This is a genomic window from Nocardioides solisilvae (genome assembly GCF_003194625.1).
GTDB lineage: Bacteria > Actinomycetota > Actinomycetes > Propionibacteriales > Nocardioidaceae > Nocardioides > Nocardioides solisilvae.
Window position 1 is genome coordinate 396,343 of record NZ_QHKX01000004.1, and the last position, 19,186, is coordinate 415,528.

Annotated in this window: 18 protein-coding genes and 1 rRNA gene; 1 reads left to right on the top strand and 18 read right to left on the bottom strand. The window is 73.7% G+C overall.

What is annotated here, in order from left to right:
• Positions 1 to 59: 59 nt before the first annotated feature.
• From DNK53_RS17190 to DNK53_RS17265, 16 genes are all read right to left on the bottom strand, one after another.
• Entirely contained in the window at positions 60 to 845 is a 786-nt protein-coding gene (locus DNK53_RS17190; RefSeq protein ID WP_110183525.1) for a pseudouridine synthase, read from the bottom strand.
• Positions 842 to 1,615, bottom strand: a complete 774-nt coding sequence (scpB, locus tag DNK53_RS17195) for an SMC-Scp complex subunit ScpB (protein WP_110183526.1) — start codon at positions 1,613 to 1,615, stop codon at positions 842 to 844. The genes DNK53_RS17190 and scpB overlap by 4 nt, the downstream gene beginning before the upstream one ends.
• Positions 1,612 to 2,487 (bottom strand): segregation and condensation protein A, encoded by an 876-nt coding sequence (locus tag DNK53_RS17200; protein ID WP_110183527.1) that lies wholly within the window; start codon positions 2,485 to 2,487, stop codon positions 1,612 to 1,614. The genes scpB and DNK53_RS17200 overlap by 4 nt, the downstream gene beginning before the upstream one ends.
• Positions 2,484 to 2,828, bottom strand: coding sequence for a hypothetical protein (locus DNK53_RS17205; protein ID WP_110183528.1), 345 nt, complete (start codon positions 2,826 to 2,828; stop codon positions 2,484 to 2,486). The genes DNK53_RS17200 and DNK53_RS17205 overlap by 4 nt, the downstream gene beginning before the upstream one ends.
• Positions 2,813 to 3,712, bottom strand: a complete 900-nt coding sequence (locus tag DNK53_RS17210; protein ID WP_338041063.1) for a ParA family protein — start codon at positions 3,710 to 3,712, stop codon at positions 2,813 to 2,815. The genes DNK53_RS17205 and DNK53_RS17210 overlap by 16 nt, the downstream gene beginning before the upstream one ends.
• A 300-nt stretch (positions 3,713 to 4,012) precedes the next feature.
• The gene (locus tag DNK53_RS17215) at positions 4,013 to 6,616 is read right to left on the bottom strand and encodes a DEAD/DEAH box helicase (protein ID WP_110183529.1); all 2,604 of its coding nucleotides are present in this window, start codon (positions 6,614 to 6,616) and stop codon (positions 4,013 to 4,015) included.
• Positions 6,613 to 7,551 (bottom strand): site-specific tyrosine recombinase XerD, encoded by a 939-nt coding sequence (gene xerD, locus DNK53_RS17220; protein WP_110183530.1) that lies wholly within the window; start codon positions 7,549 to 7,551, stop codon positions 6,613 to 6,615. The genes DNK53_RS17215 and xerD overlap by 4 nt, the downstream gene beginning before the upstream one ends.
• Positions 7,538 to 8,149: an NUDIX domain-containing protein gene (locus DNK53_RS17225; protein ID WP_110183531.1), complete on the bottom strand. Its 612-nt coding sequence runs from the start codon at positions 8,147 to 8,149 to the stop codon at positions 7,538 to 7,540. The genes xerD and DNK53_RS17225 overlap by 14 nt, the downstream gene beginning before the upstream one ends.
• A complete protein-coding gene (locus DNK53_RS17230) occupies positions 8,146 to 9,822 on the bottom strand; it encodes a CTP synthase (RefSeq protein ID WP_110183532.1) in 1,677 nt (558 codons plus the stop codon). The genes DNK53_RS17225 and DNK53_RS17230 overlap by 4 nt, the downstream gene beginning before the upstream one ends.
• 11 nt (positions 9,823 to 9,833) lie before the next feature.
• Positions 9,834 to 10,730, bottom strand: a complete 897-nt coding sequence (locus tag DNK53_RS17235) for a copper transporter (protein ID WP_162599997.1) — start codon at positions 10,728 to 10,730, stop codon at positions 9,834 to 9,836.
• The gene (steA, locus tag DNK53_RS17240; protein ID WP_110183534.1) at positions 10,727 to 11,914 is read right to left on the bottom strand and encodes a putative cytokinetic ring protein SteA; all 1,188 of its coding nucleotides are present in this window, start codon (positions 11,912 to 11,914) and stop codon (positions 10,727 to 10,729) included. Before steA ends, DNK53_RS17235 begins: the two co-directional genes overlap by 4 nt.
• A 52-nt stretch (positions 11,915 to 11,966) precedes the next feature.
• Positions 11,967 to 13,733: a DNA repair protein RecN gene (recN, locus tag DNK53_RS17245; protein ID WP_110183535.1), complete on the bottom strand. Its 1,767-nt coding sequence runs from the start codon at positions 13,731 to 13,733 to the stop codon at positions 11,967 to 11,969.
• A complete protein-coding gene (locus DNK53_RS17250; RefSeq protein ID WP_110183536.1) occupies positions 13,726 to 14,685 on the bottom strand; it encodes an NAD kinase in 960 nt (319 codons plus the stop codon). The genes recN and DNK53_RS17250 overlap by 8 nt, the downstream gene beginning before the upstream one ends.
• Positions 14,682 to 15,521 carry a TlyA family RNA methyltransferase gene (locus DNK53_RS17255; RefSeq protein ID WP_110183537.1) on the bottom strand — a complete coding sequence of 280 codons (840 nt, stop codon included), beginning with the start codon at positions 15,519 to 15,521 and terminating at the stop codon, positions 14,682 to 14,684. Before DNK53_RS17255 ends, DNK53_RS17250 begins: the two co-directional genes overlap by 4 nt.
• 4 nt (positions 15,522 to 15,525) lie before the next feature.
• Positions 15,526 to 15,780, bottom strand: coding sequence for a hypothetical protein (locus DNK53_RS17260; protein ID WP_110183538.1), 255 nt, complete (start codon positions 15,778 to 15,780; stop codon positions 15,526 to 15,528).
• A 29-nt stretch (positions 15,781 to 15,809) separates the two neighbouring features.
• A complete protein-coding gene (locus DNK53_RS17265) occupies positions 15,810 to 16,814 on the bottom strand; it encodes an HAD-IIA family hydrolase (RefSeq protein ID WP_110183539.1) in 1,005 nt (334 codons plus the stop codon).
• Positions 16,815 to 16,870: 56 nt separating this feature from the next.
• On the opposite strand from DNK53_RS17265, the gene DNK53_RS17270 reads away from it, so the two are divergent.
• Positions 16,871 to 18,022 carry a DUF1015 family protein gene (locus DNK53_RS17270; RefSeq protein WP_162599998.1) on the top strand — a complete coding sequence of 384 codons (1,152 nt, stop codon included), beginning with the start codon at positions 16,871 to 16,873 and terminating at the stop codon, positions 18,020 to 18,022.
• Between the two features lie 36 nt (positions 18,023 to 18,058).
• Here the strand turns inward: DNK53_RS17270 and DNK53_RS17275 are convergent, their stop codons facing one another.
• Both DNK53_RS17275 and rrf read right to left on the bottom strand, forming a co-directional pair.
• The gene (locus DNK53_RS17275) at positions 18,059 to 18,658 is read right to left on the bottom strand and encodes a hypothetical protein (protein ID WP_162599999.1); all 600 of its coding nucleotides are present in this window, start codon (positions 18,656 to 18,658) and stop codon (positions 18,059 to 18,061) included.
• Positions 18,659 to 18,882: 224 nt separating this feature from the next.
• A 5S ribosomal RNA gene (gene rrf / locus DNK53_RS17280) occupies positions 18,883 to 18,999 on the bottom strand.
• Positions 19,000 to 19,186 lie beyond the last annotated feature (187 nt).

The following is a 19,186-nucleotide window of genomic DNA, read 5'->3' on the forward strand; positions in this document are numbered from 1 at the left end:
TTCCGTCCGGTGGGTCATCCGGCTCGACACGACGCGCCCAGCCTAGTTCGGCGGACGCCCTAGAGCTGCACGCGGTCCAGCAGGACCCCGAGCTCGTGCCGGGTCAGGTCCCGCATCTCCCCCACGGGGAGGCGGCCCAGCTCCACCGGGCCGAAGCGGGTCCGGGTCAGCCGTCGCACCGGGTGGCCGACCTCGTCGAGGAGGCGGCGCACGATGCGGTTGCGGCCCTCGTGGATCACCAGCTCGACGATGGTGCGCCCCTTCGCGCCACCTCGCCCCTGCTCGACGACCTTGACGCGCGAGACCTCGACCGGGCCGTCCTCGAGGACCACGCCCTCGCGCAGCCGCCCCAGGGTGGCCCGGGAGACCTCGCCCTCGACCTCGGCGACGTAGGTCTTCTCCACCTCGTACGACGGGTGCGCCATCCGGTGGGCGAAGTCCCCGTCGTTGGTGAGCAGCAGCAGGCCCGAGGTGTCGGTGTCGAGGCGCCCCACGTGGAAGAGCCGCTCGGGGCGGTCGGCGACCACGTCGCCCAGGCTGCGCCGCCCCTCGGGGTCGGACATGGTGGAGACGACCCCGCGGGGCTTGTTGAGCACGAGGTAGACGTGCGGCGTCTGCGGGGGCAGCCGCTCGCCGTCGACTCGGATCACCGCGGTCCGCGGGTCCACCTTGGTGCCCAGCCGGGTGACGACCTCGCCGTCCACCTCGACCAGGCCGTCGAGCATCAGCTCCTCGCACTTGCGCCGCGACGCGACGCCCGACTGGGCGAGCAGCTTCTGCAGCCGCACCAGTCCGTCGTCGTCGGGGTGTCCGCCGGGGGGCGGCGCGTCCTCGTGGTGGGTCATCCGACCTCCGTCCCGCCGTCGGGCTCCGTGCCGGCGCCGCTGTGGGGAGACGGGTGGTGCGGCTCGCTGTGGTGAGGCTCGGCAGGCCGCTCGACGGGCTTGTCGGCCGCGGCGGGCTCCGCGGGCGTCGCGGCGGGGGCGGCGGGGGCCGCGGGACGCTCGACCAGCTCGTCGTCGAGATCCTCCATGTCGGGCAGGTACGGCGCCAGCTCGGGCAGGTCGTCGAGGCTGGTGATCCCGATCCGCTCGAGGAAGTAGCTCGTGGTCCGGTAGAGGTGCGCTCCGGTCGACTCGTCCTGCCCCGCCTCCTCGACGAGGCCGCGGGAGAGCAGCGTGCGCATCACGCCGTCCACGTTGACGCCCCGGATGGCGGAGACGCGGGCACGGGAGACGGGCTGCTTGTAGGCCACGACCGCCAGGGTCTCCAGCGCGGCCTGGGTGAGGCGGGCCTGCTGGCCCTCGAGGACGAACCCCTCGACGACGAACGCGTACTCCTCGCGGGTGTAGTAGCGCCACCCGCCGGCGACGGCCCTCAGCTCGAAGCCGCGGTCCTGCTCGGTGTACTCGGCGGCCAGCTCGGCCAGGGCCTGCTCGACCGCCTCCACCGGGTGGCCGACGGCGGTGGCCAGGGTGACGGGGTCGAGCGGCTGGTCGGCCACCATGAGGACCGCCTCGAGGGCGGGTCGCAGCGCGACCAGCGGGACCGCGAGCGTCTCGGGCTCGGGTGCTGCGTCGGGTGCTGCCGGCTCGTCGGCCGGGTGGTCGGTCATCGGTCCTCCTGGACGTCGGGTGCTGAGGGGCCGGCCGCCGGCTCCTCGGGCGGGGCGCCGTCGAACTCGTCGTCGATCTCGACGTCGCCCTCCTCGCTGCCGGTCCACCGGACCGTGAGCTCCCCCAGCGGGCTGACCTGGTCGAAGGCGACCGCGCCCTCGCGGAAGAGCTCGAGCAGGGAGAGGAAGCGGGCGACCGTGGTGAGCGTGTCGGGCGAGTCGCGGCACAGGGCGCGGAAGGTCGTCGTCCCCTGCCGGCGGAGCCGGTCGACCACGAGGTGGCCCTGCTCGCGGACGCTGACCCTGGCGGCGTGGATGTGGTGCAGCGAGACCTCGGGAACCGGCTTGGGCTCCATCGCCCGCGCCGCCAGCGCCGCGAACCGGTCCAGACCGATCCCGATGAGGACCTCGGGCAGAAGGGTGGCGAACCGCTCCTCCAGCCCGACGGCGCGGGGGTGGCGCAGCGACTCGTCGGCCAGCCGGCGCTCCAGCACGCCGGCGACCTGCTTGAACGCCCGGTACTGCAGCAGCCGCGCGAAGAGCAGGTCCCGCGCCTCCAGCAGCGCCAGGTCCTCCTCGTCCTCGACCTCGGCCTGCGGGAGCAGGCGGGCCGCCTTGAGGTCGAGGAGGGTCGAGGCCACGAGCAGGAAGGACGTCGTCTGCTCGAGGTCCCACACCGGTCCCCCGGCCTTGACGTGGGCGATGAACTCGTCGGTGACGCGGGAGAGGGAGACCTCGGTGACGTCGAGCTTGTGCTTGGCGATCAGCGAGAGCAGCAGGTCGAAGGGGCCCTCGAAGTTGTCGAGCCGCACCGCGAACGCCGGCGCCTCCTGCCCGGGCTCGGCGACCACGGCCGACGAAGGGGTCGTCACTGCTCGGACAACCTCCGCACGAGCGCGCTGTCCTCGCCGTGGGCCTCGAGGTCGGCGAGCGCGAGGGCCACCGCCTCCCGGACGATGCGGCCGCGGTCGACGGCCATCCCGTGGGTGCGGCGCAGCGCGAGCCGCGCGTGCTCGAGGTCGAGGAGCTCGTCGGACGTGACGTAGACGGTCATCTTCTCGTCGTGGCGGACGCGGCCGCTGGGCCGGCGCGGGGACGAGCGGCGGGGCTCGGCAGCGGGCTCGGCACCAGGCGCGGGGACAGGTTCCTGGGGCCGCTCCGCGGTGGGTCGGAACAGGTCGTCGGCGGCGGGGAGGCTCACCCGTCTTGCCACCGGGCCAGCACCTCCTTGGCGAGCGTGCGGTAGGCGTCGGCGCCGGTCGAGCTCGAGGCGTAGGTGGTGATCGGCTCGCCGGCGACGGTCGAGTCGGAGAACTTCACGGTACGCCGGATCACGGTGTGGAAGACCTTGTCGCCCCACGCCTGGACGAGGCGCTCCATGACCTCGCGGCTGTGCAGGGTCCGGCCGTCGAACATCGTGCCGAGGACGCCGTCGATCTCGAGCTTGGGGTTGAGCCGCTCGCGCACCTTGTCGATGGTCGTCTTGAGCAGCGCGACCCCGCGCAGGGCGAAGTACTCGCACTCCAGCGGGACGATGACGCCGTCGGAGGCGGTCAGGGCGTTGACGGTCAGCAGGCCCAGCGAGGGCTGGCAGTCGATGAGGATGACGTCGTACTGCTCCAGCGCCGGCGCCAGCACGCGCTGCAGCGTCTGCTCGCGGGCGACCTCGTGGACCAGCTGCACCTCGGCGGCCGACAGGTCGATGTTGGAGGGCAGCAGGTCCATCCCCGGCACGCCCGAGGGCACGACGACCTCGTCGAGGGTGACGTCGCGCTGCATGAGCAGGTTGTAGACCGTGAGGTCCATCTCGTGGGGGTTGAGGCCCAGGCCGACGGAGAGCGATCCCTGGGGGTCGAAGTCGACCAGGAGCACCTTGCGGCCGTACTCCGCCAGGGAGGCGCCCAGGTTGATGGTGGTTGTGGTCTTGCCGACCCCGCCCTTCTGGTTGCACATCGAGATCACGCGGGCGGAGCCGCGCGCGCCGACCGGGCCGGGCTCCGGGAAGACCGGGAGCGGCCGCCCCGTCGGGCCGACGACCTGCTCGGGGGCGGTCGGGTCGGACCCGTCCAGGGTGGGGAACGGGATCGGTTCGCTCACAGACGTCTCGTCTCCGGTGGAAGGGCTGGGTGCGGGCCGCGGGGCGACCCGGGGAGGCATCGGCGAGGGGGTGCTGCCGGACGCGGGCACGAACCCGTCTCCACCCATCTGCAGCTCCTCCGATTGTCGACTCGCCGACAGTTTGCTCCGCGCGACTCTAGGCCCCGGCGTTCCCGCGTCACAAGGCGACTCCCGAACTCCCCAGCCACGGCCCTGAATCTGTGCACGACGGCGGGTTGCGGTGCACAGGCACTGCCGCCCTGTGGAGAACCCTGTGCAGGAGTCCCGGGCAGCCTCGCCTCACCCGTCGAGCCGACGCATCGCCCCGGTCTGGAGCACGAGCTCGCCCACCTCGTCGGTGGCGTCGCAGTCCAGGACCGCCTCGAGGACCCAGTCGCGGTGCCCCTCGGGGTCCGCCAGGGTCTGCACGACCCGGCGGACCCGGGCGCTGGTTCCCGGCTCGGCGCCGACCGGGTCGCCCGTCTCCTCGGGACCCACCGACAGGTACGACGGACCGCGCGCGTCGCCGTCCGTCCCGACCGTGTCGTGCTCGGCGTAGTAGGCCTCGAGCGCCGCGTCCCACGCCGACCTCGTCATCACCACCGTGCGGGCCGGCTCGACGCGGTCGGCCGCCTGGCGCTCGGCGCGGACCAGGGAGTCGAGGTCGTCGCGGGCCACGCCCTGGACCTTGGCGAACATCGCGTTGCGCAGCATCACCCGCAGCGCCCGGTCCTGCCGGGTGAGCGGACGCGGGTGGTGCGGCGGCTCGTGGTGGGCCACCTCGCCCGGCACGTGCGCGGGGTCGGAGAGCGCCTCCCACTCGTCGAGCAGCGAGGAGTCGGTCTGGCGGACGGTCTCCCCCAGCCACTCGGTGAGGTCCTCGAGCTCGGGGGTGCGGTGGGCCTCGGGCACCGTCTGGCGCAGCGCCCGGTAGGCGTCGGTGAGGTAGCGCAGCACCAGGCCCTCGGACCGGGCCAGCTGGTAGCGGGAGACGAAGTCGGTGAACCCCATCCCCTGCTCGTACATCTCGCGCAGCACCGACTTGGGGTCGAGCCCGTCCTCGGGCAGCCAGGGGTGGCTCTGCCGGTAGAGCTCGTAGGTGGCCCCGAGGAGCTCGGCGAGCGGCTGCGGCCAGGTGATCTGCTCCAGCCGCTCCATCCGCTCGTCGTACTCCAGCCCGTCGGCCTTCATCTCCGCGATCGCCTCGCCCCGGGCGACGTGCTGCTGGGCCATCAGCACCTGGCGCGGCCCTTCCAGCACCGCCTCCACGACGGAGACGACGTCCAGGGTGTACGTCGGCGCCTCGGGGTCGAGCACGTCCAGGGCGGCCAGCGCGAAGTGCGACAACGGCTGGTTGAGGGCGAAGTCGTCGGGCAGGTCGACGGTGAGGACGTAGCGCCGGCCGTGCTCGTCGGGCTCGTCCAGCCGGGTCAGCACGCCGGTGCGGACCAGGCTCCGGGCCAGGCGCAGCGCCCGTCGGGAGAGCCGCAGCTGGCTGCGCCGGTCCTCGTGGTTGTCCTGCAGCAGGCGCCGCACGACGACGAACGCGTCCTCCTCGCGGGCGACGACGTTGAGGAGCATCGCGTTGTCGACCTTCATCCGCGACGCCAGCGGCTCCGGGCTGGAGGCGACGAGCTTCTCGAAGGTCTGCTCGGTCCAGACCACCGCTCCCTCGGGCGGCTTGCGCAGCTGCGCCTTGCTCTTGCGCTTCGCCTGCTTCTCCGCGCTCATCGCGGCGTTCTTCGCCTCCGCCTTGGCCTTGGCGCGCTCGTTCTCGATGACGTGCTCGGGGGCCTGGACGACGACGTAGCCCTGGGTGTCGAAGCCGGCGCGACCGGCCCGCCCGGCGATCTGGAGGAACTCGCGGCTGCGCAGGATCCGCTGCCGGCGCCCGTCGAACTTGGCCAGCCCGGTGAAGAGGACCGTGCGGATCGGGACGTTGATGCCGACGCCGAGGGTGTCGGTGCCGCAGATGACGCGCAGCAGCCCCTCCTGGGCCAGCTGCTCGACGAGCCGGCGGTACTTGGGCAGCATCCCCGCGTGGTGCACGCCGATCCCCTGGCGGAGCAGCTGGCCGAGCGTCTTGCCGAAGCCCGCGGCGAACCGGAAGGTGGCCAGGCGGGCCCGGATCTCCTCCCCACGGTCGGTGCGGCCGAGCTGCTTGAGCACCTGGGTGGCGTGCTCCACCGCAGCCGCCTGGGTGAAGTGGACGACGTAGACGGGGGCCTGGTGGGTGGCCACCAGCTCCTGGAGCGTCTCGTCGAGCGGCGTGAGCGACCAGCTGAAGTCCAGCGGCACCGGGCGTTCCGCGTCGTCGACCACCGCCGTCTCGCGGCCGTTGCGGCGCGTCAGGTCCTCCGCGATCGCGGTGACGTCGCCGAGCGTCGCCGACATCAGCAGGAACTGCGCCTGCGGCAGCTCGAGCAGCGGGACCTGCCAGGCCCAGCCGCGCTCGTGGTCGCCGTAGTAGTGGAACTCGTCCATCACCACGAGGCCGACGTCGGCGCGCGACCCCTCGCGCAGCGCGATGTTGGCCAGCACCTCGGCGGTGCAGCAGATGACCGGCGCGTCGGGATTGACCGCCGCGTCCCCGGTGAGCATCCCGACGTTGTCGGCGCCCAGGACCTCGCAGAGGGCGAAGAACTTCTCGCTCACCAGCGCCTTGATCGGGGCGGTGTAGAACGAGACGCGGTCGTCGGCCAGGGCGGCGACGTGGGCGGCGAGCGCCACCAGCGACTTGCCCGAGCCCGTCGGCGTCGCGAGCACGACGTTGCTGCCCGCCAGCAGCTCCAGCACCGCCTCGTCCTGGTGCGGGTAGAGCGCGGTCCCCTGCCGCTGCGCCCACGCCGTGAAGGCGTCGTACAGGGCGTCCGGCCCCTCGACCTGCTCCCACCAGGCGGTCATGCGCGCGCCCTCGGGTGGGCGGTCGCGAAGACCTCGCGCAGGCTCTCGACGGTGACGAGCGTGTAGACCTGGGTCGTCGTCACCGACGCGTGGCCGAGCAGCTCCTGCACGACGCGGATGTCGGCCCCGCCGTCGAGCAGGTGGGTGGCGAACGAGTGGCGCAGCGTGTGCGGCGAGACGTCACGGGTGACCCCGGCCCGCTCGGCGGCCTTGACCAGCACCGCCCAGGCGCTCTGCCGGGAGAGCCGTCCGCCCCGGGAGTTGAGGAAGAGGGCACCCGCGCTCCTCGCGGCCGCGCTGCCCGTGGCCAGGACCGGCCGCCCGGTCGTGAGGTACGACTCGACCGCCGCGAGGGCGTAGGAGCCGACGGGCACGAGGCGCTCCTTGGAACCCTTGCCGCGCAGCAGCACCGTGCCGTCCACCCGGTCGAGGTCGTCGACGTCGAGCCCGACCGCCTCGGAGATCCGCGCCCCGGTGCCGTAGAGGACCTCGAGCAGCGCCCGGTCGCGCAGCGCCAGCGGCGTCCCGGCGGACCCGGCCGCCTCGAGGATCGCCTCCACGTCGGAGAGCGGCAGTGCCTTGGGCAGGCGCTTGGTGGGGGTGGGCGGGCGGACCGCCGCCGCGGGGTCGTGGGTGGCCAGGCCGTCGCTGACGGCGAACCGGTGGAAGCCGCGCACCGCGACGACCGTCCGGGCGGCCGAGGTCGCGCTCAGGGGCGGGTGCTCCTCGTCCCCCTCGCGCAGCCGCACGAGGAACGCCGAGACCGTGGCCTCCTGCACGTCGTCGAGGCGCTCGACGCCCTGCTCGGCCAGGAACGCGTCGTACCGACGCAGGTCGCGGCGGTACGACGAGAGCGTGTTGGCGGCGAGCCCGCGCTCGACGCCCAGGTGGTCCAGGTAGGTCCGGACCGCCCGCCCGACGTCAGCCCCCGGCACGGGGACCCGGTCCGGTCCACCGGTCGCGCTGCACCTGGTAGGCGAGGACGGCCTGGACGATCGGCCCCTGGCGGACCCGGCCGTCCAGGACGGCGGCGAGGAGGTCGTCGAAGGGGACCCACATCGTCTCCATCTCCGCCTCCTCGTGGCGGAGCTCGAAGTCTCCGCGCGGGGCGTGGGAGAGGCCGCGGGCCAGGAAGATCTCGTGGACCTCGTCGGTGAGGCCCGCCGACGGGAAGGTGCTCAGGAGCTGGGTCCACTCCTCGGCGGCCAGCTCGGCCTCCTCGCGCAGCTCGCGTCGCGCTGTCTCGACCGCCGGCTCGTCGCCGGCGTCGCGCAGGCCCGCCGGGATCTCGACGAACTCGTGCCGGGAGGTGTGCCGGTACTGGCGCAGGCACAGCACCCGCTCCCGGTCGTCGACCGCCAGCACCATGACCGCCCCGGGGTGCTGCACCTTGAGCCGGGAGAACCGCTCCTCGGGGTGGCCCGGTCGCGTGACCTCGTCCTCGCTGACCACGACGACCCAGTCGTCCCGGTGGATCTCCCGGGTCGAGAGGACGGGCCACTCCAGCGGCCGGTCGGCGAGCTCGTCGGTCACGGCTCCTGCCGCTCCTGCTCCTCGATCGGGATGAGGAGCTCTTCCTTGCGGGCGAGTGCGGCGCCCACCAGACCGGCGAAGAGCGGGTGCGGCCGGGTCGGGCGGGACTTCAGCTCGGGGTGCGCCTGGGTGGCGACGTAGTACGGGTGCACCTCACGGGGCAGCTCCACGAACTCGACCAGGTCGAGGTCCGGGTTGGTCCCGGAGACCACGAGGCCGGCCTTCTCGAGCTGCTCGCGGTAGGCGTTGTTCACCTCGTAGCGGTGCCGGTGGCGCTCCTCGACCCGGGTGGCGCCGTAGGCCTCGGCCACGACGGAGCCGGGGACCAGGTCGGCCGGGTACGAACCCAGGCGCATCGTGCCGCCGAGGTCGCCGGCGCCCTCGACGATGGACTTCTGCTCCTCCATCGTGGCGATCACGGGCTCGGGCGAGTCGGGGTGGAACTCGGTGGAGCCGGCCTGCGGCAGGCCGGCCTCGTTGCGCGCGTACTCGATGACCATGGACTGCAGGCCCAGGCAGAGCCCGAGCGTGGGGATCTGGTGGGTGCGGGCGTAGGTGAGGGCGCCGAGCTTGCCCTCCAGGCCGCGGATGCCGAACCCACCCGGGACGCAGACCGCGTCGACGTCGGAGAGGTGCCGCGCCGCACCCGCGGGGGTGTCGCACTCGTCGCTGGCGACCCAGCGCAGGTGCACCTTGGCCTCGTGGGCGAAGCCCCCGGCCCGGAGCGCCTCGGCCACCGAGAGATAGGCGTCCGGCAGGTCGACGTACTTGCCGACCAGCGCGATCGTCACCTCCTCCTTGGGGTGGTGCACCCGGCGCAGCAGGTCGTCCCAGCGGGACCAGTCGACGTCGCGGAAGGGCAGGTCCAGGCGGCGCACCATGTAGGCGTCGAGGCCCTCGGTGTGCAGCACCTTGGGGATGTCGTAGATCGAGGGGGCGTCGGCGCAGGTGATGACGGCCTCGTCCTCGACGTCGCACATGAGCGCGATCTTGCGCTTGATCCCCTCGGGCAGGTCGCGGTCGGCCCGGCAGACGATGGCGTCGGGCTGGATGCCGATGGAGCGCAGCGCCGCGACCGAGTGCTGGGTCGGCTTGGTCTTCAGCTCGCCCGAGGGACCGATGTAGGGCACCAGCGAGACGTGGATGAAGAAGCAGTTGTCGCGGCCGATCTCGTGGCGCACCTGGCGTGCCGCCTCGAGGAAGGGCAGCGACTCGATGTCGCCGACGGTGCCGCCGACCTCGGTGATCACCAGGTCGACGTCGGGCCCGCCCATGGCGAGGATCCGGTCCTTGATCTCGTTGGTGATGTGCGGGATCACCTGGACGGTGTCGCCGAGGTAGTCGCCACGGCGCTCCTTGGCGATCACGGTGGAGTAGACCTGTCCGGTCGTCACGTTGGCGATCTGCGACAGGTCCGTGTCGAGGAAGCGCTCGTAGTGGCCGATGTCGAGGTCGGTCTCGGCGCCGTCCTGGGTGACGAAGACCTCACCGTGCTGGAAGGGGTTCATCGTGCCGGGATCCACGTTGAGGTAGGGATCCAGCTTCTGCATCGTGACCCGGAGCCCCCGGGACTTCAGCAGACTGCCGAGGCTCGAGGCCGTCAGTCCTTTGCCCAGGGAGGAGACGACGCCCCCGGTGACGAATACGTGCTTGGTGGGCGTCGGGTTCTTCACGGGGTTCCATGCTACCCGAGCGGGAGCGCTCCGTCGGCACCCGACGCCCCGAAAGCGCCGCCGCTCGTGGTGAGAGCCCGGATCAGGCCCAGCGTGGCGGCCACCTGGCCGGTGACGGCGTCGACCTCGTCCACCGAGGTGACACCGGCCAGCGAGTCGTCGGAGCGCAGGCGGGCCAGCTGGGATCCCTCCGAGCCGTCCTCCGCGGCCACGACGATCCCGGCGGCGGCACCCCCCAGGCCCCGCAGGAACGCAGCCAGGAGGGCGTCCCCGCCCTCGCCGTCGACCTCGTCGCCCAGGACCACGAGGACCAGCGGCGCGCGACGCTCCCGGGCCGGGGCCTCGGCGAGCAGGTCGGCACCCAGGAGGCTCTCCAGGACGGCGGCGGACCGGCCGTCGGGAGCCTGCCCGGCTGCGTCCTTGGCGGCCAGCGTCAGGCCCAGCAGGTGGCCGATCCGGTCGTACGTCGTCGCCTCGGGCGGCACCGCGCCGGCGGGCAGCTGCGCCGCGAGCTGGGTCCCGAGCGTGTCGACGAGGGACTTCTCGGCGGGGTTGAGCAGGGTCGGGGCCACCGGCTGCACCACGCTCACCGCGCCCCCCGCCGCGACCAGCTGCCCGGTGAGGGCCTCGACGACGGCGTCGTCGGCGCCGGGCAGGGTGACGACGGCGACCTGGCGGTCCGTCAGCCGGCCGGCGTACAGCGGCGCGGCCGCCGCCCCGGCGAACCTGTCCGCCGCCTCGGCCCGGCGGGCGTCCTCGGCTGCGACGGTGCGCAGCTCGGCGACGTCCTCGCTGTCGGAGCCCCCGCGGCCGACCTCGCTGAGCGGGCCGCCGCCGAGGACCACCCCGACGGCGAGCGCCAGGAAGACGGAGACGAGGGTGACGACGTGGGTGCGGAAGGAGATCACGAGAGCTTTCCCTGGAGGTTGTCGATGGTCTCGGTGGCGCGGTCGACCAGCTGGTCGCCCCACTCCTGGCCCACGGGGGTGGTGCCCACCGCGGCGCCCAGGGCGAGCACGCCGGCGACGAGCACGGCGGCGAGGTGCCGGGGTCGGACCCGGCCGGAGTAGAGGGTCGGGACGGCGGTGGCGTCGACCAGTCGCGGCCCCACCTTGAGGCGGGTGAGGTAGGTGCTGGCGATCCCGGCGCGACGCCGGTCCAGGAACTCGGCGAGCGTCGCGTGCATGCCGACCCCGACGATCACCGAGGCGTGGCCCGCGTCGGCCAGTACCAGGGCCACGTCCTCGGCGGTCGCGGAGGTCTCCACGCGCTGGGGCTTCACCCCGAGCCGGGCGAACCGCTCGGTGACGCCCGTGGGCGCGCCCCGGTCCACCCGGACCACGACGTCGCGGGCGGTGCGCAGCGCCTTGGCGGACGGCGTCCCCTCCTCGGTGTCGGTGAGCACCACCACGTCGGCCTTCAGCCCCAGGGCCACGATGGCGTCGAGGCCGGCGTCGACGCCGACCAGCACGGGTCGCTGGTCGCGGACGAACGCGCGGACCAGCCGCAGCTCGGCCCGGTGGTCCTCCCCCGGTGCCACGACCACCACGGGCCGGTCGCCGAGCGCGGTCGAGAGGCGCGGCAGGCCCTGTCCGTGCAGGAGGAGGTCCTGCTCGCGACGCAGGAACTCGCTGCTGTTGTGGGTGAAGCTGTCGAGCTGGTGGGCCAGACCCTGGCGGGCGTCGTCCAGCAGCTCGGTGATGCGGTCCCGGTCGAGCGTGCGCCCGCGGACGACGGTCTCCTCCTCGACCCGGACCTCGCCGTCGACGACGCGGACCACCGCCCCCTCCCGGACCGCGGTGAAGAGCTCGGGTCCGAGCAGGTCGACCATGGGGACCCCCGCGGCCGCCAGGACGCTCGGCCCGAGGTTGGGGTAGCGGCCCGAGATCATCGCCGACGCGTTGAGCACCGCGGCGACGCCCGCGTCCACCAGCTGCTGGGCGGTGGCGCGGTCGAGGTCGACCTGGTCGAGCACGGCGACGTCGCCGGTGCGCAGCCGGGCCAGCAGCCCCCGGGTGCGGCGGTCGACGCGAGCGGGCCCCACGACCCCGGGCAGGGAGGGGGCAGGACGGGTGCGGGTCGCGAACTTCATGGCCCTGCCATGGTGTCAGGGCGGGGGGTCCCGACGACGGACCGCGCGAGGCTCAGCGCGTCGCGCTCCGCGCGGTCTCCAGCAGCTCCCGGGCGTGCGCCAGGGCGGTGTCGGAGTCGTCCAGCCCGGCCAGCATCCGCGACAGCTCCCGCTCCCGCTCCTCGGCCCCCAGCGAGGTGAGGCCCGACGTGGTCACGGAGCCGTCGCTGGCCTTGGCGACGACGATGTGGCGGTCGGCGAAGGCCGCGACCTGGGGCAGGTGGGTGACCACGAGGACCTGCGAGTCGCGGGCCAGCCGCGCCAGCCGACGGCCGATCTCGATCGCGGCCTTCCCGCCCACCCCGGCGTCGACCTCGTCGAAGACGAACGTCGGCACCTGGGTGGTGCCTGCCAGCGCGACCTCGACGGCGAGCATGACCCGGGAGAGCTCACCGCCCGAGGCCCCCTTGTCGAGGGGCCTCGGGTCCATGCCCGCGTTGGCCGCCAGCAGGAGCTCGACGTCGTCCAGCCCGGTCGCCGTGAAGCGCACGCGCCGTCCGTCGACCTCCAACGGCGCCCCGGGCTCGTCGCCGGCGGACCCGTCCGGGTCGCCCGTCGCGGCGGCCTCCTGCTGGGAGACGGCGACCTCCAGCCGGGCGTGCGGCATGGCGAGCAGGGTCAGCTCCTCGGTGACCTCCCGGCCCAGCCGGACGGCGGCCTCCTGCCGGGCGGTGGAAAGCTCGACCCCCAGCGTCGCCAGGCGGTCGCGCAGCGCGGCACGCTCCCCGCGGAGCGAGGAGATCGTGTCGTCGGTGTCCTCCAGGTCGACGAGGCGCAGCGCAGCCCCGCCCGACCAGGCCAGCACCTCGTCGATCGTCTCGCCGTACTTCCGCGTCAGCGCCACGAGGGCCGCACGCCGCTCGCTGACGGCCGCCAGGCGCAGCGGGTCGGACTCCAGCCGGCTGGCGTAGGAGGCGACGTCGGCCGCCAGGTCGGAGAGCAGGTAGGTGAGCTCGGCGAGCCGGTCGGCCAGCTGGGCGGCCTCGGGGTCGTGCTCGCGGACGCCGTCCAGCGCGGTCCGGGCGGTCGAGGCGGCCCCCAGGGCGTCGGGGGCGTCGCGGTCGCTGGAGAGGGCCTCCCGCGCCCCCTCGGCCGCGGTGCGCAGGGTGTCGGCGAAGCCGAGCCGGGACTCCTCCGCCGCCAGCGCCGCGTCCTCCCCCGGCTCGGGGGAGACCGCCTCGATCTCCTGCAGGGCGAACCTGAGCTGGTCGGCCTCCCGGGCGCGCTCCCGGGCGGAGGAGACGACCTCGTGCAGGCGCTTCTCGACGTCGCCGAGGCGTGCGTGGACCTCCTGGTAGCGGGAGAGGAGGTCGGCCACCCGCTCCCCGCCGAACCGGTCGAGGGCCTCGCGCTGCGCGGCGGGACGCAGGAGCCGGTGCTGGTCGGACTGGCCGTGGACGGCGACCAGCGGCTCGGCCACCGCCGCCAGCCGCGAGGCAGGCACCCCGGCCCCGCCGACCCAGGCGCGCGAGCGACCCTCGGCGGAGATGTTGCGGGCCAGGACGACCCGCCCTTCCTCGACCTCCCCGCCCGACTCGAGCACCTCGTCGGTGAAGGCGTCCAGCCGCCGGGCGTCGACCACGCCCTCGACCCGCGCCGAGGACGAGCCCCGCCGGACGGCACCGCTGTCGGCGCGGCCGCCGAGCAGGAGACCCAGTGCGGTCACCACCATGGTCTTGCCCGCGCCCGTCTCGCCGGTGATCACGGTCAGGCCCGGGCCGAGCTCGAGCGTCGACGACTCGATCACGCCCAGGGAGCGGATCCGGATCTCCTCAAGCATCCGCGTCCCCCGTCGTCCGGCGTCGCCGCTCGGCCGAGCCCCGCCAGCCCTCGACGGGAAGGTCGAACTTGGCCACCAGTCGGTCGGTGAAGGGCGAGTCGTGGAGCCGCACCAGCCGGACCGGGTGAGCGGCGCGGCGGACCTCGATGCGGGCACCCGGGGCGAGGTCGACCGTGCGCCGGCCGTCGCACCACAGCACGCCGGCGCCCTCGGTGCCGGCGAGCACCTCCACCGCCAGGACGGAGTCGGGGGCGACCACCATGGGACGGGCGAAGAGCGCGTGGGCGCTGATCGGGACCATCAGCAGCGCCTCCACCCCCGGCCACACGACGGGACCACCGGCGCTGAAGTTGTAGGCGGTCGAGCCCGTGGGGGTCGCGCAGACGACGCCGTCGCAGCCCCAGCGGGAGAGCGGCCTGCCGTCGACCTCGACGACGACCTCGAGCATCCGCTCGCGGGCGGCCTTCTCGACGCTCGCCTCGTTGAGGGCGAACGTGCTGGCGACCAGCTCCTTGTCCTGGTAGATGCCCACGTCGAGGGTGAGCCGCTCCTCCCAGGTGTAGCGACGCTGCACGATGGCCTCGATGGTCGACTCCACGTCGTCCACCTCGGCCTCCGCCAGGAAGCCGACGTGACCCAGGTTGACGCCCAGCAGCGGGGTGCCGCTCTCGTAGGTGAGCTCGGCGGCCCGCAGGATGGTGCCGTCGCCGCCCACCACGAGCGCCACCTCGCAGTCGTCGCCGGGACGCTCCGCCTCACCGACCACCTCGATGGTCGGGTCGAAGAGGGACGGGTCGATCGCGAGGTCGTCGGCCTCCTTCACGAGGAGGCGGACGACGATGTCGTGGCTGGTGAGGGCGTCCACGAACGCCTTGGCCACCTCGCGGGCGGCCTCCCGACCCGTGTGGGCCAGCAGCAGGACGCGGCGCACGGGAGTGTCTGGGTCGGTCACTCCCCCACCTTCTCATCCGGGCCGTGGACCCCGGAGGCGCGTGCCACCTCGGCCCTGATCTCGTCGGGGCCGATCCCGGCCGGCGCCCTGCGGAGCAGGAGGAAGAACTCGACGTTGCCCGAAGGGCCGGGCAGCGGACTGGTGCAGACGGCGACCGCGCCCCACCCCCGGGCGGCCGACGCGTCGGCGATCTTCTGGACCGCCTCGGCCCGCAGCCCGGCGTCGCGGACGACCCCGCCCTTGCCGACGCGGTCCTTGCCGACCTCGAACTGCGGCTTCACCATCAGCACGAGGGCGCCGTCGGGCGCGGTGACCGAGATGAGGGCGTCCAGGACCAGCTCGAGTGAGATGAACGACAGGTCGCCGACCACGAGGTCGACCGGCTCACCGACCAGCTCGGGCGAGAGGTCGCGGATGTTGGTCCGGTCGTGCACCACCACGCGGTCGTCCTGGCGCAGCCGCCACACGAGCTGGCCGTAGCCCACGTCCACGGCGAGCACCTGGCGTGCACCCGACCGCAGCAGCACGTCGGTGAACCCCCCGGTGGAGGCGCCGGCGTCGAGGCAGCGCCGGCCTGCCACGTCGAGCCCGTGGCGGGCGAAGGAGTCGAGGGCGCCTGCGAGCTTGTGCCCGCCGCGGGAGGCGAACTCGGGGCGCCCCGGGTCCTCCGCGACGACCAGGGCCACGTCGGTGGTGACCCCGGTCGCTGGCTTGCTCGCGACCACGCCGGCCACCTTGACCCGGCCCTCCGCCACGAGGGTGCTGGCGTGCTCCCGCGACCTGGCCAGGCCGCGGCGCACCAGCTCCTGGTCGAGCCGGAGACGTCGGGGTGGCACGCCGTCAGCCCTCCTCGGGGCGGAGCGCGGCCGGGACGGGAGAGGCGTCGAGGGCGCGCCGGAGCTGCTCGTGGGCGCGCTCGAAGACGGCCACCTGCTCCGCGACCGGGAGCTCGCCCACGCGCTCGACCTCGGCCAGCACCGCGTCCACCGCGGGCACACCGACGCGCTCGCTGGCGGCCCCGACCGGCTCGCCGGCGGCCTGGGCGTCGACGGGCTCGGGGGCCTCGGGCGCGGCGTCGTGGAAGTCCTCGTCCATGGGGCCGAGGCTACCGGGCAGCGCCGACGTCACGACGCAGGAGCACACAGCCGTCCGGTGCCGGCCGCCTCGCCGGTGGAGTCCAGGAAGGCCCATCCGGCCGCGGCGACCGCACGCCACCAGTCCGCGACCGCGCCGGTCCCGGTCACCTCGAGGTCGCCGTCGCGGACCCGGGCGGTCCAGCCCCCGCACGCGGCCTCGCCGTCGGGCGCGACCGACGGGCCGGGATGGGGTTCCAGGAGCCCCCGCATCGTCGGCGACACGTAGGAGGGTCGCTGGTCGGCGGGGGCGCCCACCACCTCGGGGATCCCGCTGACCCCCGTCAGCACCAGCAACGACGGCAGGCCGAGCCGGGCGGCACCCAGGATGTCGGTGTCCAGCCGGTCCCCGACCATCAAGGGGGCGGTGCCGCCCACGCGGCGCACCGTCTCCTCCAGCAGCGGCGCCTCCGGCTTGCCGGCGACCACCGGCTCCACCCCGGCGAAGTCGGCGATCGTGCGGACCAGCACCCCGTGCCCGGGGGCGCGGCCGTAGGGCGTGGGGATCGACAGGTCGGTGTTGCTGGCCACCCAGGGCAGCCCGTCGCGGACCGCGACGGCGGCGCGCATCACGTCGCGCCAGAGCACCTCCGGCCCGTACCCCGTGGCGAGCGCCACCTCGGTGCCGTCGGGCGCCGTCAGCGGCTCCAGGCCCGCCGCGACGAGGGCACCGTGGAGCCCGGGACCACCCAGCGTCAGGACCCGCGCACCCGTCCCCCACCGCGCGGCGAGGACCGAGGCAGCGGCCTGGGCGGAGGTCACGACGTCCTGCTCCGCGGCCCGGACGCCCATGCCCTCCAGCCGGGCGGCCACCTCGGCGGGGGTGCGGGAGGCGTTGTTGGTGACGAAGGCGCACGAGACGCCGCCGGCCCGCACCCGCTCCAGCACGTCGGGCACGTCGTCCACCGGCTGGTCGCCCACGTAGACGACGCCGTCGAGGTCGAGCATGACGAGGTCGTGGGTCGTGACGAGGGGGACCTGGGACTCGCGCAGCATAGTGACTCGGGTGTCCTTCCGGGGGCGCCCAGGGTGCGGCCCCTAGGATGACGACGATGACGGCAGAGCAGGAGCGACCCGGGACCGAGGTGCCGCAGTCGCCCCGACTGCCGGCGCGGCTGCTGCCGTTCCGGGCCCTGCGGCTGGCGCCCGAGCGGGTCGCCGACCTGGCGACCCTGCGCCCCATGTCCCGACCCTACCGGCAGGCTGCCCGACGCCTCCTGACCTGGGAGGCCGAGGGTCGGCTCGCCCGGGACGACGAGCCCGCGCTCCACCTGCACGAGTACACCGCCTCGGGGATCACCGTCCGGGGCGTCGTGGGGTCGCTCGACCTCTCCACGCGAGCCGACTCCCTGCAGGACCGCGCCGTGCTGCCCCACGAGGCGATCCACCCGGAGCAGGCCGACGAGCTGGCCCACCGCATGGAGGACCTCGCGCTGAACCCGGCGCCGATCCTCCTGGTCCACCGGGGCACGGCCGAGAGCCGCCTCCTGCTGGACCGGATCGCGTCGGCTGCGCCCGACCACGCCTTCACCGACCACGCAGGCCAGGACCACCGGCAGTGGCGGATCGACGACCCGGCCACCCAGGCGGCCCTCACGGCGGCCCTGGGTGCCACGCCCCTCCTCGTCGCGGACGGGCACCACCGGTACGCCGCCTACCTGCGCCTCCAGGAGCAGCACCCCGGAACCGGGTGGGACCGGGGTCTCGCCATGGTCGTGGACCAGGAGGACACGCCCCTGTTCCTCGGGGCCATCCACCGAGTCTTCCGGGGTCTCACCTGCGACGAGCTCGTCGCCGCCGTGCGCGAGACGGGAGGGTCGGCCTCCCGCACCAGCCGGGACCGAGCAATCGCGGCCCTCTCCCCCAGCACCTGGGCGATCACCGACGGGCACGACTGGCTCACGGTGACCCCCGCCTGCGGTGAGGCCACTGCGGTGGAGCACCTGCACGTCCGCCTGCTCCCCCGGGTGCTGGCAGCCACCCCGGGGTTGTCCCACCAGCTCGCCGTCTCCTACCGACACGGCAGCGACGAGGCCGAGGCCGAGGCGCTCGAGCCCGACGCCGTGGCCGTCATCCTCCCCTCCCCCACGTTCCGCGAGGTCGAGGAGGCCTCGCTGCAGGGCCGGCTGCTGCCGGAGAAGGCCACCTCCTTCCAGCCCAAGCCGAGCCTCGGCGTCTACATGCGAGCCGTCCGCGCGGGGTGAGCCCCGAAAGACGCCCACGTGCGGCGCCCTGCCCCCTCAGACGAGGAAGTACATCTGGTCGGCGACCGTGCGCCAGGAGCACTTCCTCCGCTTCTTGCCCTTGACCACGACCGTGCGGCACTTGCGCGCCTGTCCCACCACGGAGTCCGCAAGACGGGGATCCGCCTGCACCCTCGCCACGTGGAAGAAGCGCACCCGCTCACCCGCGATCGTGAGCACCTTGCTGCTGGCCCGCGTGAGGATGAGCGCCTTCCGTCCCGCCACCTTCACCTTGATGCGCTGCGCCTTGGGCGTCACGCCGTACATGTTCACCGTGAAGGGGTCCTCCAGACCCAGCGAGCGCACGTGGCCCTCCAGCCTCAGCACCCGACCGTCACCCACCAGCTCGTCGTCGTAGGTGTCGTCGCAGGACACCAGGGGCGGATCGCTGTCGACGTCGGTGACGTGCCGGATCGCGACCGAGGTGCAGAAGGCAGGCCCACCGCCGAGCCCTGTCCCCGGGCCCACCTGGACGTCGTAGGAGTAGGCGTCCACGCTGCCCGACGCCAACGGGTACAGGACCGTGGGGTCCGCATGGGCGGGCTGGGCGGCCATGAGGCCGGCCCCCGCGGCGCACGAGGCGAGTACAGCGATCACGCGGGTGCTGCGTCCATGACTTGGCATTCTGGTGCTCCGATCCCCCGCGGAGTGCTGGCCACGGGGCCTAGAGGGCGCGGTCCAGCGACCCGAACGGGACGCTGCGGAATGGACAGCGCGCCACCCCGGCCCTGGGCGTCGACGCACGACAGGCAGACGTGCGCCTGCAGACACGCCAAATGCAGAAGAGGGACCGCCCGGAGGCGGTCCCTCTTCAAAAGTATGTCCGGCGGCGTCCTACTCTCCCACAACCTCTCGGTTGCAGTACCATCGGCGCTGAAAGGCTTAACTTCCGGGTTCGGGATGGGACCGGGTGTTTCCCTTTCGCTATGGCCGCCGTAACTCTTGTGGCGTCCCACCGTGTCGCGTCCCCGTGGGGTGCGTGGGTGGGGCCAAGCTCGTTGTGTTGTTGTGTGTTCCTCACCCCCCGTGTGGGGGGTGGTTTTGTTGGTTGGGAACTGGTTAGTGGACGCGGGCGTTGTGTGCGCATGTGCAGGTGTCTTTGGCTTGTGTCACCATCGGTGGCCA

Bases quoted from the DNA above. Each gene is read 5' to 3' on its own strand.
- DNK53_RS17190 (WP_110183525.1), bottom strand. From the start codon at position 845: ATGACCCACCACGAGGACGCGCCGCCCCCCGGCGGACACCCCGACGAC.
- scpB (WP_110183526.1), bottom strand. From the start codon at position 1,615: ATGACCGACCACCCGGCCGACGAGCCGGCAGCACCCGACGCAGCACCC.
- DNK53_RS17215 (WP_110183529.1), bottom strand. From the start codon at position 6,616: ATGACCGCCTGGTGGGAGCAGGTCGAGGGGCCGGACGCCCTGTACGAC.
- steA (WP_110183534.1), bottom strand. From the start codon at position 11,914: ATGAAGTTCGCGACCCGCACCCGTCCTGCCCCCTCCCTGCCCGGGGTC.
- recN (WP_110183535.1), bottom strand. From the start codon at position 13,733: ATGCTTGAGGAGATCCGGATCCGCTCCCTGGGCGTGATCGAGTCGTCG.
- DNK53_RS17260 (WP_110183538.1), bottom strand. From the start codon at position 15,780: ATGGACGAGGACTTCCACGACGCCGCGCCCGAGGCCCCCGAGCCCGTC.
- DNK53_RS17265 (WP_110183539.1), bottom strand. From the start codon at position 16,814: ATGCTGCGCGAGTCCCAGGTCCCCCTCGTCACGACCCACGACCTCGTC.
- DNK53_RS17270 (WP_162599998.1), top strand. From the start codon at position 16,871: ATGACGGCAGAGCAGGAGCGACCCGGGACCGAGGTGCCGCAGTCGCCC.